The organism is Shewanella sp. TB7-MNA-CIBAN-0143, assembly GCF_040310065.1.
Classification (GTDB): Bacteria; Pseudomonadota; Gammaproteobacteria; order Enterobacterales; family Shewanellaceae; genus Shewanella.
Genome location: NZ_JBEOPL010000005.1, coordinates 168,407 through 184,283 on the forward strand (window position 1 = coordinate 168,407; position 15,877 = coordinate 184,283).

At 41.4% G+C, this 15,877-nt stretch carries 13 protein-coding genes; 12 read left to right on the forward strand and 1 reads right to left on the reverse strand.

The features are described from left to right. Positions 1-2: 2 nt before the first annotated feature. Together AAEY97_RS06095 and AAEY97_RS06100 are read left to right on the forward strand one after the other, a co-directional pair. Positions 3-1,988 carry an EAL domain-containing response regulator gene (locus tag AAEY97_RS06095; protein ID WP_350997309.1) on the forward strand — a complete coding sequence of 662 codons (1,986 nt, stop codon included), beginning with the start codon at positions 3-5 and terminating at the stop codon, positions 1,986-1,988. After that, the gene (locus AAEY97_RS06100; protein ID WP_350997312.1) at positions 1,985-3,118 is read left to right on the forward strand and encodes an HDOD domain-containing protein; all 1,134 of its coding nucleotides are present in this window, start codon (positions 1,985-1,987) and stop codon (positions 3,116-3,118) included. Before AAEY97_RS06095 ends, AAEY97_RS06100 begins: the two co-directional genes overlap by 4 nt. A gap of 184 nt (positions 3,119-3,302) precedes the next feature. Here AAEY97_RS06100 and AAEY97_RS06105 read toward each other — a convergent pair whose 3' ends face one another. Continuing rightward, positions 3,303-4,217, reverse strand: a complete 915-nt coding sequence (locus AAEY97_RS06105; protein ID WP_182743444.1) for a LysR family transcriptional regulator — start codon at positions 4,215-4,217, stop codon at positions 3,303-3,305. A gap of 354 nt (positions 4,218-4,571) precedes the next feature. Between AAEY97_RS06105 and AAEY97_RS06110 the strand changes: the two genes are divergently transcribed. The 10 genes from AAEY97_RS06110 (at position 4,572) to AAEY97_RS06155 (ending at position 15,836) form a co-directional block, all read left to right on the forward strand. Continuing rightward, positions 4,572-5,306 (forward strand): histidine phosphatase family protein, encoded by a 735-nt coding sequence (locus tag AAEY97_RS06110; RefSeq protein ID WP_101087171.1) that lies wholly within the window; start codon positions 4,572-4,574, stop codon positions 5,304-5,306. 54 nt (positions 5,307-5,360) lie between these two features. After that, positions 5,361-6,131: an SDR family oxidoreductase gene (locus tag AAEY97_RS06115; protein WP_101087172.1), complete on the forward strand. Its 771-nt coding sequence runs from the start codon at positions 5,361-5,363 to the stop codon at positions 6,129-6,131. A gap of 62 nt (positions 6,132-6,193) precedes the next feature. Continuing rightward, complete coding sequence (locus AAEY97_RS06120) at positions 6,194-7,318, forward strand: NADH:flavin oxidoreductase (RefSeq protein ID WP_350997317.1); 1,125 nt, start codon at positions 6,194-6,196, stop codon at positions 7,316-7,318. 90 nt (positions 7,319-7,408) lie between these two features. Further along, positions 7,409-8,620, forward strand: coding sequence for an acyl-CoA dehydrogenase family protein (locus tag AAEY97_RS06125; protein WP_335691942.1), 1,212 nt, complete (start codon positions 7,409-7,411; stop codon positions 8,618-8,620). A gap of 196 nt (positions 8,621-8,816) precedes the next feature. Then, complete coding sequence (locus AAEY97_RS06130) at positions 8,817-9,851, forward strand: phosphotransferase family protein (RefSeq protein ID WP_101087175.1); 1,035 nt, start codon at positions 8,817-8,819, stop codon at positions 9,849-9,851. Between the two features lie 169 nt (positions 9,852-10,020). Beyond that, the gene (locus tag AAEY97_RS06135; protein ID WP_350997322.1) at positions 10,021-10,782 is read left to right on the forward strand and encodes an SDR family NAD(P)-dependent oxidoreductase; all 762 of its coding nucleotides are present in this window, start codon (positions 10,021-10,023) and stop codon (positions 10,780-10,782) included. A gap of 103 nt (positions 10,783-10,885) precedes the next feature. Next, positions 10,886-12,691: an acyl-CoA dehydrogenase gene (locus tag AAEY97_RS06140; RefSeq protein ID WP_182743439.1), complete on the forward strand. Its 1,806-nt coding sequence runs from the start codon at positions 10,886-10,888 to the stop codon at positions 12,689-12,691. A 385-nt stretch (positions 12,692-13,076) separates the two neighbouring features. Then, positions 13,077-13,538, forward strand: coding sequence for a MaoC family dehydratase (locus tag AAEY97_RS06145; protein WP_059743536.1), 462 nt, complete (start codon positions 13,077-13,079; stop codon positions 13,536-13,538). Positions 13,539-13,612: 74 nt separating this feature from the next. After that, on the forward strand, positions 13,613-14,533 hold the full coding sequence (locus tag AAEY97_RS06150) for an SDR family NAD(P)-dependent oxidoreductase (protein ID WP_350997325.1): 921 nt from the start codon (positions 13,613-13,615) through the stop codon (positions 14,531-14,533). 121 nt (positions 14,534-14,654) lie between these two features. Then, positions 14,655-15,836: an acetyl-CoA C-acyltransferase gene (locus AAEY97_RS06155; RefSeq protein ID WP_350997328.1), complete on the forward strand. Its 1,182-nt coding sequence runs from the start codon at positions 14,655-14,657 to the stop codon at positions 15,834-15,836. Positions 15,837-15,877 lie beyond the last annotated feature (41 nt).

A 15,877-nucleotide genomic window follows, 5' to 3' on the forward strand; every position in this document is an offset into this window, starting at 1 on the left:
TTATGAAGCAAAAGCTACTCATTGTTGATGATGAACAGTCCATATTACGAGCGTTAAAAAGATTGTTCATGCGTGTAGGTTATCAAGTATTTATTGCTGATAACGGCAAAGAAGCCTTAGAGATCATGTCTAAAGAAGCATGTCCTGTCGTTATTTCAGATTATCGTATGCCTATGATGAATGGGTCTGATTTACTGCTAGCAATAAAATCTATGCAACCTAATACTGTGTGTATGGTGCTTAGTGGTTCGTCTGATTTTAATTCTATATTAACGCTGCTTAACTCTCGTACTGTATTTCGTTTTTTACAAAAACCATGGGACGACAATGCACTTGTTATTGAGGTTGAGGAGGCCTTTTGTCAATACAACAGTAAACAACAAAGAAGTATTATTGCCGATCTACTTGCCAGCAGTGATGAAGCTGTAATCGAGCTTTTTCCACATGGTCAAATAGGTAGGTTCAATGGCTTATCTAAAAAGATACTTGCAATAAAAAACGAAAATACATTATTAAATGACCTGTTTCCGTATTGTACTGATCGTTGCATTGACTATTTATTTAACCCCAACGATGAACCCCCGATATTACAAACGACTCAAGGCGAAAGTGTCATGTTTAGCCTTAAGCATGTGACAGATAATTCTAGATTTTTTTCCATTTCAATGGCATCAGACGTTGATAATAATGTCCTTTGTGAGTCAAAAACGCTAATCGATCAAACAAGTTTATTAAGCAATGCGCAAACATTACTTGAGACAAATAAATCATTTGCTTTGGTGGCTATACATCTAAAAAATTATGGCTATTGGGCTGATATGCTAGGCGATATTGATTCTGTTGCATTATTTAATGAGATACACACAACATTAATAATGGAATGTGAAAGGTTTAATCACCGAATATCTGTATTACCGAATGAATATTTTGTGATTCTTGTTGCTAACTATGTATCGGAGATTGAATTACACAGTCAACTAGATAATATTTTTTCATCGTTTACTGACAAAAAATATGCTGAAAAAACTGTACGCATTGAATTTACGATTAGCTATTGCATTGCTCCAAGTGATGGCGCGAGTGCACAGCAGTTATTCAGTAATGCATTGGTCAGTAACAGACTGCATAGTAATGGAAACTCTCATTTTTACATGCGTTTTGACGACTCAATCATCGAGCAGAAACGCAAACAATTATTTACAAGTAAAGCCTTATATCATGCCATTGAAAATCAAGAGTTATTTTTAAACTTTCAACCTAAGTACGATTTAAGATTACGTAAAATTGCTAGTTGTGAAGTACTGTTACGCTGGAATAGTCCAGAGTTAGGAATGGTATCTCCAGACGTATTTATTCCAATAGCGGAGCAAGAAGGGCAAATTATTGAAATAGGCTACTGGGTAATTGAAAAAACCTGTTTAGCGATTTCAAATTGGCTTAAAAACGGAATCGTTCTCGATCATGTTGCTGTTAATATTTCTGGAAAGCAATTATCTGAACCCGATTTTATACCAAGAGTCGAAGCGTTATTGAAAGGTTTCGATATCGACATGTCAATTCTCGAGTTTGAATTAACAGAGTCATGGTTGGTTGATAATATTGAAGAAAGTGCAGAGAAACTGGCTAGACTTAAAAAAGCAGGGATCAGTATTGCGATTGATGATTTCGGTACGGGCTATTCATCTTTGTCTTATTTATCAAAATTGCCAATCGATGTGCTTAAAATAGATCGGTCTTTAATCATCGACATTGCCAGTAATTTAAACACTCAAAGCATGATCGCTAACATTACCCGTATGGCCCATGATTTAGGTATGAAAGTGGTGGTTGAAGGAGTAGAGTATTTTGACCAAATTCCAATTCTTGAACGGCTGAATTGTGACATTATCCAAGGCTATGTTATTGCTCGCCCTCAAATAGAGGAGCAGTTTATTTCTTTAATTTCTGATCCTAATTTTTCAGTTGCCAGATTAATGGGTGATTTATGAAAACATTAACTGTACTGTTTATTGATGACGATATTTTTATGCTTAAAGCGCTAAATAGAGTCGCAAGTCGTCTCAAACCACATTGGCAATTTTATTTATGCAGTGATCCACTTAATTGGCAGCAGGCTTTGCCTGATGGGGCCATTGTCGATACCGTGATTTGTGATTACTTAATGCCAGATATTAATGGTGATGAGCTGCTAAAACAGGTTTCTCAAATAATGCCGTCGGCATTACGGGTGTTATTAACCGGTGACACCGCCGAGGATGTTGTGTCTAAAGTAACAGAAATTGCCCATTTTGTGTTGAAAAAACCTTTTACACAACAAGACATAAATGATGTTTTTTGCTCATTAGAACACTTAAATACCCTAGATATAGAACAACCTTTACGAAATAAACTGGGTCGTATCGGGTACTTTTTTGCATTACCAGATATCGCGAGACAAATTCAGTCTATGTTCGCCAATGAAGAAGTTGATATCTCTCATGCCGCGGACATAATTCACCAGGAAAGTGTTATCGCTGCCAAGCTGATACAAATCGCAAACTCAGCTTTCTTAGGCTACAGCCGTAAGACTGTGAGTTTGGAAGAGGCCATAAAACGTTTAGGTCTTAAAATGACTGAAACGATCGTTGTTAGTATGGTCGTTGATCAAGCATTAGCCTTAAGAGTGCCAGAAAAAGCACATAAAAAAATTAATGAATGGTCATTTAATTATTCTCGATTATGTCGTCAGTTAAGTAAGTCGATGGGATTTAGCGTTGAGCAGCAAGATGTTGTTTTTATAGCTGCTTTACTCAGTGGTATTGGTCATTTAGTGCTAATGTCTGAAACAAACGAGCATGTTGATTTTGATTCAGATGACACTCATGCCATGCTTGCAGATGCGACTGTCTTGACGGTTTATATCTTGACACTTTGGGGTTACCCACTTGATCTATGTGAACTGATTTTAATGCAAGATAAACCGGATTTTAATGCCACAGGATTAAACGTGAATACTCTGGGATTAATTTTGTATGTTGTCAATTTATCATTAACTCATCAACTCGATGAACCGTCAAAAAATGAGCTGTTAAATTTAGTTGTCGATGTCGATATTAGGCAATGGATCAGCAACTCTTAGTGTATAAAATTGATTGAACAGTCTTTAGGTTTATTAGGTGACATATCAATTTACTGCAAGAACACAGTTTGATGGATAATTACCTGCAGTGTTAATTAAACGGCAATATATAAGGGGCATGCCCTTATATATTGCGTGAAAAAATATAGTTGGCATTTAAGCTCAATCATTACCTATATGAATGTCAATTTTTCTCTATGCGAGTATTTGTTGCCGCAATAATCATTTTGTTTCTAAGCCATTTGTTAGCCGGTTCTTTGTCGACGTTAACATGCCAATATAAATGCACGCCAATATCAGGTAATTCCACTGGCATAGGGTAAATAGCAATATCAAGCATCTTGCTATACATGGCTGCGGCGGTTTTAGGTAATGTGAGCAACATATCGTTATTTAAGATGACTTGGCACGCTGATAAAGCATGCTGGCAACGTAATGAGATTTTACGATGCAAACCAATGCGAGAAAGTTCAAAATCTTCCAAGCTAGGGCCCGTTGAGCGAGATGAAACTAGCACGTGATCTAAACGAAGGTAAGTATCTAAATCAAGTTCTGGTGTAATAGCTGGGTGGTTTTTACGAGCAACAACAACCAGTTGGTCTACTTCTAATTGGGTGTGCATAATGTTATTGCTGACAGGGATTAAGGTATCAATTGCCAAATCAATATCACCGCTGGCAAGCTTGTTTTCGAGTTCCGTTCGTCTGACCCTTTTATTACTGCGTAAATTGATTGCCGGAGACTCTAACGACAAACTTTGCTGCAATATCGGTAAATAGTAAGGTTCTATCGAGCCATGTAATGACAGTGAAAAACTCTTACGTGAGGTTAAGGGTTCAAACTGCCGCGATTGTACTAAACACACCTGTAGTTGATGTAATGCTTCGCGCACGTCATCAATGACATTCTTTGCCACCGGTGTTGGCCGCATTTCATTGCCTTGCCTGATAAACAAAGCATCATCAAAATGAGTGCGTAATTTACCTAATGAATGACTCACTGCTGGTTGCGATAAATTTAGCACTGACGCTGCTTTGGTTATGTTTCCTTCACAATAAATCGCATCGAAAACCACAAACAAATTCAAATCAATTTTCATACTCACTCCAGTGATCTCACGGTGTACGTTGAGAGCACCTCAACTCATATCTGCTATTTTAGATCTAACATCTACTATTTAAATTATAAATAGTAGGGTATTAGAACTATTCATTTGTTCAATTTAGATGTTGCTATTAGCATAGTCAAGTAGATTCGGTGCAGTACAAAAAATGGCTAAATATACGCTAAAAGCATTCATTATTAACATCTACTACAGATATTCGAAAATAATTCAATATTGCTTTCAAGGTTGTTAAACGTAGATTAACGACAATCCAAACAATAAGTTAAACAGTGAGTTAATTTTTTACTTTTGTATTGAACCATCATTTTAATCAGTTAGAGACCTAATATGGCAGCAATTTATTTGATTCGACACGGGCAGGCATCTTTTGGAAGCACTGATTACGATCAACTGTCAGATAAAGGTAGCCAGCAAGCGACAATATTAGGTCAGTACTGGCGCGCTAGGGCTATCCCCAGCAAGTTTTATAGTGGTGATTTATTGCGTCATGGCCAAACGTTAACCAGCTTTGTAAAAGGATACCAAGGTGAATCAACACCCATGATTATCCATTCTGGCTTTAATGAGTTTGACCATGTAGATATTTTAAAAAAGTACAATGACCAGTGGCAAAACTTTGCAGAAATGAGTCTAGAAATTAGTCAACGTAATGAACCGAATAAAACGCTACAAAAAGAATTTTCTCAAGCACTCAGTCGTTGGATTGCTGGTGATAAAGATCATGAATACAAAGAGAGTTGGCCACAATTTAAAGCGCGTTGTATTCGGGCTCTGCACAATATTATTGAACAAGAATTAGCAAAAAAGCGTGAGATTACCACCGCTGGAAATAACACAAAAAAATCAAAAGACATTTTAGTGTTTACTTCAGGAGGGACTATTTCAGCAATCGTGCAACACATTTTACAATTGAACGATCAGCAAACATTAGCCTTGAATCAGCAGGCTAGAAATACAGGTGTCACTAAACTGTTATTTTCTGAAAACATGTTGAGTGTTGATTATTTTAATAACTACAGTCACTTAGAGCAGGCTGGCGATGACTGGGTAACCTTTAGGTAATCACGAGGCTCTTTAGCGCTTTGAACCATTAATCAAAAATATAAAGGAAAAAACATGAACAATGTCAATTTGTTTGATTTAACAGGGAAGGTTGCCTTAGTGACTGGTGCAAGTCGTGGTATTGGCGAAAGTGTCGCCAAACTATTAGCTCAGTACGGTGCTCATGTGATTGTATCAAGTCGAAAAATTGAAGCTTGCCAGATAGTGGTTGATGAGATTGTTAAAGCCGGCGGCAGTGCACAAGCCATCGCGTGTCACATTGGCGACATGGATCAAATAGAGTCGATTTTCGCCGCCATTACAGAGCAACATGGCAAACTAGATATTCTGGTGAATAACGCTGCGGCTAACCCATATTTTGGTCACATTATTGATACAGACTTAATCGCCTTTCAAAAAACCGTCGACGTTAACATTCGTGGTTACTTCTTTATGTCGACTAAAGGCGCAAAATTAATGAAAGACAGTGGCGGTGGTTCAATCATTAACGTGGCGTCTGTTAATGGTGTTATCCCAGGAGATTTCCAAGGTATTTACTCTATTACTAAAGCGGCTGTTATTTCAATGACTCAAGCATTCGCAAAAGAATGCGCCCAATTCAATATCCGCGTGAATGCTCTATTACCCGGCGGAACAGATACCAAGTTTGCTTCTGCGTTAGTTGATAACCCAGCCATTTTGAAACAAATGATGCACCACGTGCCAATGAAGCGCGTTGCTCAACCAGACGAAATGGCCGGCACTGTGTTGTATCTCGCATCTAACGCATCAAGTTACACCACAGGTACCGCCATCAATGTCGACGGCGGTTATCTGATTGGGTAATGGATTGATTATTATCAGAAAAAATAGATAAATAAAAAACTATAACACGCTAGGAAATACTCATGAACAGCGATAAAAACACCAGTATCGATAAGTTATTTGAATCATTCAGCACTAAATCGTTGTCACTCAAAAATAAAACCGTCATGGCGCCGATGACCCGTGCGTTTTCACCTAATTATGTCCCTAATAAAGATGTTGCAGCATATTATCGCAGACGTGCTGAAGGTGATGTGGGATTAATTATCACCGAAGGCACCTTTATTTCTCATAAAGCGGCCAACGGTTATGAAAATGTCCCCGCCATATTCGGTGAAGAAGCATTAGCAGGCTGGAAATACGTGGTTGATGAAGTGCATGCGGCAGGTGGCAAAATTGCCCCACAGCTTTGGCATGTGGGTTCAGTAAGAAAACCCGGTGTTGGCCCAGACAAAGACGCCCCCGCCTATAGCCCGTCTGGTTTGTACAAACCCGGTGCTAAAAACGGCGTTGCGATGACCCAAGATGATATCGATGAAGTGGTTGCCTCTTTTGCACAAGCCGCATTAGATGCCAAAAACATTGGCTTTGATGCCATTGAAGTACACGGCGCGCACGGTTACTTAGTGGATCAGTTCTTTTGGGAAGGCACTAACCAACGCGATGACCAATACGGTGGTTCGTTAGAAAATCGAACTCGCTTTGGCGTTGAAATTGTTAAAGCCATTCGCGCCGCAGCGGGTGAGGAGTTTACGATTATCTTCCGCTTTTCACAGTGGAAACAACAAGATTACAGTGCAAAACTGTGTCAAACCCCTGCAGAGTTAGCCACCTTTTTAGGTTTGCTAAGCGATGCTGGCGTCGATATTTTTCATGCCAGTACCCGCCGATTCTGGGTACCCGAGTTTGAAGGTTCAGATCTTAACTTAGCAGGTTGGACCAAAAAGCTCACTAATAAGCCCGTCATTACCGTTGGCAATGTAGGGTTAGACGCTGACTTTATTGGTGAAGGCAATGCCGATTTATCTGGCACGTCTAATCCAACTGGCATTGATGAGTTATTAGTGCGTTTAAATAATGACGAATTTGATTTAGTCGCAGTTGGCCGAGCCTTGTTAGTCGATCCGCAGTGGGTCAATAAAATTAAACACAAAGCCATCGCGGAGATTAAACCGTTTAACAAAAAATCATTAACGTCACTCAGTTAACGTTTGCTGATCTGCTTGAGTCTTAATTGAAATATTAAGCCTCACTCTAGCACTGCTATTACACCGTAATGACCAATAGAAGGGTAGAACATGAATTTTGAATACAGTGAAAAAGTTCAAGCATTAATCAAACGTGTAACCGATTTTATGGATTTGAACGTGTTTCCGGTTGAAGAAGAAATGCACCGACAGGTAGAGCTTGATCCTTGGTCAACGCCTCCGTTAATGGAAGAATTAAAAGCCAAAGCGAAAGCAGAAGGATTGTGGAATTTATTTCTGCCTGTGGCGTACGGCAAATACAGTGCTGGATTGACTAATTTAGAATACGCACCACTGGCTGAAATTATGGGCAAAGTGATGTGGGCATCTGAAGTGTTTAACTGTGCGGCACCCGATACCGGCAATATGGAAGTATTGGCTAAATACGGAAATGAAGCCCAGAAAAAACAATGGCTAGAGCCATTGCTGGAAGGCAAAATTCGATCCGCATTTGCGATGACAGAACCAGAAGTTGCCTCAAGTGATGCGACTAATATTGAGTTAAGCATTGAACGTGATGGTGACGAGTATGTCATTAATGGCCGCAAGTTTTACATCAGTGGCGCGTGTCGTAAGCAATGCGAAATTATGATTGTGATGGGCAAAACAGACCCAACCAACAGCAATCGTTACATTCAACAATCACAAGTGCTTGTGCCAATGAACACCCCGGGCGTGACGTTAGTGCGGCCAATGAAAGTGTTTGGTTATAACGACGCTCCCGAAGGTCACGGCGAAGTGACGTTTACCAATGTCCGCGTACCGGTTGAAAATATTATTGTTGCTGAAGGTAAAGGTTTTGAAATTGCCCAAGGCCGCCTTGGCCCTGGACGTATTCATCACTGCATGCGTTCAGTTGGTATCGCTCAGCGCGCATTAGATTTAATGTGTAAACGCGTTGGTGAACGTATTGTGTTTGGTCAACCGATGATCAAGCAACAGTCGGTTCGTGAAGACATTGCTAAATCTGCCTGCCAGATTGAACAAGCCCGCTTAATGACCTTAAAAGCGGCGCAAAAAATGGATACCGACGGCAATAAAGCCGCCAAAGAACTGATTGCAATGATCAAAATTGTCGCGCCGAATATGTCACTTGATGTGATTGACCGTGCTATTCAATGCCATGGTGCAGTGGGTGTGAGTCAAGACACCTTCTTAGCACACGCATGGGCTGGACAACGTACTTTGCGTTTAGCCGATGGTCCAGACCAAGTGCATATGATGCAGTTAGGCCGTGATTTAGTGAAAAAGATTGCAGAGTAAATCGATACGTTGCAGACATTGAGCAACAGATTGAAACGCATTTGCGTTTCAATCTGAATGCCGTGTCACCAATCAGATGGCAATCATTGAGTCATAAAATTGGATCGTAAACACTGATTCAAGCTGACTAATTTTAATGACTGCGATCCAATGACTGCGATCTAATGACTAAGAATAACAACAAGAGTATTGCTAAATGCCCCAAGTATTATCAATTAATAATCAACAGCTGACTGCTTACTTAGAAAATCAAGTTGAGGGTTTTGAAGGCCCGATTACCTTAGAAAAGTTTGCCGGCGGTCAGTCTAATCCAACATTTAAAGTCACCGCAAAATCGGGTGTGTATGTATTACGCCGCCAACCTTCAGGCAAGTTATTAAAGTCTGCTCATGCGGTTGACCGAGAGTATCGGGTTCTTAATGCATTAAAAGACAGCGAAGTTCCGGTCGCAAAAGTATTCCATCTGTGTGAAGACATCTCTGTTATCGGTTCGATGTTTTACTTAATGGAATATTGCGATGGCACCGTTTATTGGAGCGCATCGTTAGCTGAGATTGGCACCAATGAGCGCCGCTCAGCCATGTATAACGAAATGAACCGAGTATTAGCTGCATTGCACAGTGTTGATGTGAATGCGGTTGGCTTAACTGATTATGGTAAAGCAGGAAATTATTTTGAGCGTCAATTAACTCGCTGGACATCACAGTATCGGTTGACCGAGCTTAAAAAAATACCCGCGATGGACCAGCTAAGTCAGTGGCTTGAAGATAATTTACCCGAAGATGATGGCCGTGTGTGTTTAGTCCATGGCGACTTTAGATTAGACAACATGATGTTTGCCAAAGATAAGCCACAGGTTATTGCATTGCTCGACTGGGAATTATCGACATTAGGTCATCCATATGCCGACCTTGCTTATCAATGCATGCAATTACGTATGCCAGCAGGAATGGGCAGTATTGATGGTTTAAAAGACGTCGACCGTGGCAGCTTAGGCATTCCGACTGAACAAGAATATGTCGATTTATATTGCCACCGCATGGGCATTGAACGGATTGAAAACTGGGTGTTTTATCTTGCGTTTAGTTTCTTCCGTTTAGCGGCGATTGCCCAAGGAGTGGCAAAACGCGCTGCAGAAGGCAATGCATCAAATGAACATGCTAATAAAGTGGGATCGTTCGTTGAACCGCTTGCACAAATGGCGTTGCAGGTTGTCGCACAAGAGAAATAACAGCGTTCTATCAACGACATCTACCGTGATAACGCGACGTTAACACTCATTTTTAATCTTTAATACTTAATACTTAATACTTAAGATTTCAGCTAAAAACAAATGATAAAAAATTGATAAACAGACACTCAATATAACAATAAGACCATCAATTACAGGAGTTACTCGCATGGATCCATTATTAGACTTTACGGGCAAAGTCGCCGTTATTACGGGCGCAGCACAAGGTTTTGGTAAATTATTGGCCGAAGAGTTAGCCAAACGTGGCGCTAATTTAGTCATCAGTGACATTAACGAAGCTGGCGTGCATCAAGTGGCAGATGCTATTGCCGCGACCGGTGCTGAAGTGGTCGCAATGAAATGCGATGTGTCCAAAAATGAATCTTGTAAAGCGATGGTCGATACCGCGATTGAATATTTTGGTCGAGTGGATATTGGCGTCAATAATGCCGGTATCGCGCACGAGTTTATGCCGCTGCATCACATTGACGAATCCATTATGGACAGCCAATTTGCTGTCAACGTCAAAGGTGTGCAATTTGGCATGCGTCATCAAATACAACAAATGCTTAAACAAGGCGAAGGCGCTATTCTCAATGTCAGTTCAATGGCCGGTTTAGGTGGCGCTGCTCGAGGCAGTGCTTATTCTATGGCAAAACATGCTGTTATTGGCTTAACTAAAACCGGTGCAGTTGAATACGGCCGCGAGAATATTCGTATTAATGCAATATGCCCATTCTTTACCCTAACGCCGATGGTGACCAACTTTGCTGACGAAGAAAAGCAAAAGAAAATGGCCCGTGGCGCGCCAATGAATCGTTTAGGTGAGCCAAAAGAAATCGTCGCGGTGATGTTAATGATGTTATCACCCGCCAACACCTATATGACAGGACAATGCATTGCGGTTGATGGCGGCGTGTCAGCGTTTTAAGCCTCAGTGGGCAGTCAGCAAATATTTGTCACTATCCATTTAACAATACATTGTGAGCAGATGTCATGGCATCTGCTCAGTAACAAGATAAGAAGAGACTATTATGCCTGCAACGTTAATGAATGAACGCGATCTTGAATTTATGCTTTACGAACTGTTTGACAGTGAAGCGTTAACGAGCCGAGCGCGTTATCAAGATCACGATCGCCAGACCTTCAATGAAGTCGTCACCACGGCTAAAGCGATCGCAGAAAAATACTTTCTTCCTATCCGTCAAAAACTTGATACCCATCAACCAACATTTGATGGTAAAAAAGTGCATATCATCCCAGAACTTAAAACCGCGATAGATGCGGTTAATGAGTCTGGTATTGGTGCTGCAACAGCTGATTATGATTTGGGTGGTATGCAATTACCGCCGATTATCGCCAGTGCAGCAGCCTCATTTTTGAGTGTGGCTGGCGGTGTGGGTATGGGTTACAACATGTTAACCACAGCCAACGCCAACTTGTTGCAAGCACATGGCAGTCAAGCACTGATTAACACTTGGGTTAAACCCATGCGTGAAGGCCGTTTTATGGGCACCATGGCCATGACTGAACCGGGCAGTGGCTCAGCGTTAGGCGACTTAATTACCAAAGCGGTAAAGTCGGACGACGGTACTTATCGGATTACTGGCAATAAAATTTATATTTCAGGCGGAGACCATGATTTAAGCGAGAATATCGTTCATTTGGTGTTAGCACGAATTCAAGGCGCACCAAAAGGTGTTAAAGGTATTTCGTTATTTGTGGTACCTAAGTTTTTGCTTAATGAAGATGGTTCCGTCGGTGAAGACAATGAAGTGGCTCTCGCTGGGCTATTTCATAAAATGGGTGGCCGCGCGCAAACATCTACTGCACTGAGTTTTGGTGAGAAAAATGGTTCAATTGGTTATTTAGTCGGTGAAGAACATTGCGGTTTAAAGTACATGTTCCACATGATGAATGAAGCTCGCATTATGGTGGGTACTAGTGGTGCGGTATTGGCTGTGGCCGGTTATCAATATTCAGTCGATTACGCTAAAAACCGTCCGCAGGGTCGACTACCCTCGTGTAAAGACCCGCAATCCCCAATGGTAAATATCATTGAACATGCTGATGTAAAACGCATGTTATTAGCACAAAAAGCTTATGCCGAAGGGGCAATGGCGTTAGTGTTGTATGGGACTCAATTAAGTGATGATGAGCGTACTGCAGACACCGTTGAACAACGTGAACATGCCCATACCTTATTAGACTTTTTAACCCCAATCATTAAAACCTGGCCATCTGAATATGGCCCTAAAGCTAACTCTTATGCTATTCAAGTTATGGGCGGGCATGGTTACATCAATGAGCATCCAGTTGAGATGTTCTATCGTGATAACCGTTTAAATCCGATTCATGAAGGCACCACGGGAATACAATCGTTAGATTTGATTACCCGTAAAGTGCCGATGAATAAGATGCAGGGTTATAAAGCAACCCTACATGAAATTGCCCAAACCATTGAGCAAGCCAAACAATACGACAGCTTGAGCGAATATACCCAGAAGCTAAGCGAAGCGGTAGAGACATTAACGCTGACAACTGAAGCGGTACTCAACGGCATGGCGACGAAGAACATCGACTTAGCCTTAGCCAACTCAGTTAAGTATTTAGAGTTGTTTGGCCATGTGATTATTGCGTGGTTATGGCTTAAGCAAAGTATGGTTGCCACCAAAGCCTTAGCACAGCAACCGCATCAAGCTGATGAGTTTTTCTATAAAGGTAAGTTACAGGCATCGCAGTATTTCTATCGCTTTGAATTACCCAAAATTGCGGTGTGGTCATCTCTGTTGATGAGTACTGACAGTACCAGTTTTGACATGCAAGCCGACTGGTTTTAACCTAAATTGAATGATGTCCAAGTTGGTCATAGTCATCATAGGTTATCACTGACTGAGCTGAGTTATTTATACGTAGGTCGATTCCCTAGATGAGTATTACCAGTCAGACTTTGCCTATAGTTGGATTTTGATTCGCGAGGTAATTTCTCAATTCTAGCTAGTATAAATCCTTTATTATTAGCGCATTACTCATTAATTGGGTAATGCGTTTTTGTTATAATCTCCCTGACGTATTACTTCCTTTCAACACGCTAGACTATTCATATTGCGAATGTCTTGGTATTAAAACTATTCATTTGTTTAATGTGCCCACCCCAACTAGCATGAGATATCGCTTAAATTTCATTCATGGACAGTACCTGAACGTACAAGAGGAAAGGGAACAATGCCGACAGTCATCAATCGTAACGACATCACAAACTATATTGGCTTCCAAGCCGAGCCAACAAGCTGGTATCAAATCACTCAAGATCAGATTAATCAGTTTGCGGATTGCACACTGGATCATCAGTTTATTCACGTAGATGAAGAAAAAGCCAAAGCCACGCCTTTTGGCTCGACCATTGCCCATGGCTTCCTGTCACTTTCCATGCTGTCACATTTTGCTGAAGAATTTAGCGTCATCATTGACGGTTTTTATATGGGCTTGAATGCCGGTTTCGATAAAGTGAGATTTTTACAGCCGGTTACCGTTAACAGTCGCATTAGAGCACACGCTAAAACCCTTTCAATTGAAGAAAAGAAACCAGGGCAGTTCCGTTTATCAACCGAAGTGACCATTGAAATTGAAGGTGTTGATACTCCGGCATTAGTGGCTGAGTGGATTTCTGTGCAAATGGTTAAGTAGATTTCTATCATTTGTCACCTTCACATGAACATAAAACAACAATAAAAAATCAAAAAAACCGTTAAGGAAACATTATGACGATCAGTTTTGCAGGACAAGTAGCCATAGTCACAGGTGCCGGTAATGGTTTAGGTCGCTCTCATGCGTTGGAACTCGCCAGACGTGGTGCTAAAGTGGTGGTAAATGATTTAGGTGGCGCACGTGATGGAAGCGGCGCATCTTCTGCAGCATCGCAAGATGTGGTTCGTTTAATCGAAGAAATGGGCGGTGAAGCCATTAGTCATGGTGCAAACGTCGCTAATTTTGACGAAGTGCAAGACATGGTGCAACAAACCATGGACAAGTGGGGCCGCATTGATATTTTAATCAATAATGCCGGAATTTTGCGCGATAAGTCGTTTTCTAAAATGACCTTAGATGACTTTAAGTTAGTCATGGATGTCCACGTGATGGGCTCGGTTAACTGCACCAAAGCAGTGTGGGAAATAATGAAACAGCAAAATTATGGTCGTATTGTGATGACCACATCGTCAAGCGGCATGTACGGTAATTTTGGTCAGTCTAATTATGGCGCAGCCAAAATGGCAGTGCTTGGGTTAATGAATACCTTAGTGCTTGAAGGTGCAAAAAATAATATCCACATCAATGCGCTAGCTCCCACTGCGGGGACGCGTATGACTGAAGATTTAATGCCTGAAGAAATCGTTAAAGCCTTCGCGCCAGAAGCGGTAACTGCGGGTATGTTGACCTTGTGTGATGAACACGCGCCAAACCGCTTTATTTTATGTGCCGGAGCGGGTGGTTATTCAAGTGCCAGTATCTTTGAAACAGAAGGTTGTTTTATCCCTAAAGCATCACAAACCCCAGAAACGGTGCGTGACAACTGGGAGAAACTCACTGCGCAAGATAATCAAAAAGCGTTGAAATCTGGTACTCAACAAGGCGAGAAGTTTGTGATCAAGGCGATGGCATTTATGAAATCGCAGCAACAGTAAATGATTCTAATGTAGGTTGAGCTGTTTCGTTAACTGTTCTTGTGATTATGACTAATACTTAGCTCAACCTCAAAACCTGATTAAATACATGTCTTAGAAGACATATAAACAAGGAATTATTATGAGAGAAGCCGTCATTGTATCTGTAGCGAGAACCCCCATTGGTAAGGCGTACCGCGGTGCGTTTAATGATTTATCTGCTCCATCATTAGCTGCAGTTGCTGTTAATGCAGCCGTTGAGCGTGCGGGTATTGACCCAAATGAAATTGAAGATTGTATTTTTGGTGCTGCACTAACTCAAGGTAACCAGGGGATGAACTTTGGTCGTCAAGTGGCAATGGCGGCAAAACTGCCTGTGTCTGTGCCAGGTATGACTGTCGACCGTCAATGTTCATCAGGGTTAATGTCTATTGCTATCGCTGCCAATTATATTGTTTGTGATGGCGCCAACGTGGTAGTTGCTGGCGGTTGTGACTCAATCAGCTTGGTTCAAAACGATAAAATGAACATGCACCGAGCGGTCGACCCAAGTGTTAAAGCTTATCGTCCAGCGATTTATATGCCGATGCTTGATACCGCCGAAGTGGTTGCTAATCGTTATGGCATCTCGCGTGAAGCACAAGATGCTTACGCATTAATCTCGCAACAACGCACTGCTGATGCACAAGCTGCAGGTAAATTTGATGACGAAATTGTGCCTGTTACGTGTACAAAATTGGTGATGGATAAAGCCAGCAGTGATATCACTAAAGAACAAGTCACCTTAACTCAAGATGAAGGTAACCGTCCTTCAACCAATATTGAAGGCTTAGCGGGTTTAAAAGCGGTAAAAGATAACGGCTCAATTACTGGCGGTAACGCATCGCAACTGTCTGACGGTGCTGCCGCTGTTGTGGTAATGGAACGAGAACTCGCTGAGCAACGCGGTCTTAAGCCGTTAGGTGTTTACCGAGGCATGGTGGTTGTAGGTTGTGAGCCAGATGAAATGGGCATAGGTCCAATTTTTGCTATTCCTAAGTTGCTTGAACGTCATAGTTTGAATATTGATGACATTGGTTTGTGGGAAATCAATGAAGCGTTTGCGGTTCAGGTCATTTACTGTGCAGAAAAATTGGGCATTCCATATGATCGTTTAAACGTCGACGGGGGCGCAATTTCTATTGGTCATCCTTATGGCATGAGCGGTACTCGTATGGTGATGCACGCGTTAATTGAAGGTAAACGTCGTGGTGTTAAATACGTCGTGATCAGCATGTGTATTGGTGGCGGTCAAGGTGCTGCAGGTTTATTTGAAGTGTTGTAAAGCTGGGTGTAGGTTAGGGTGTGCGAGTTGAGAATAACAAT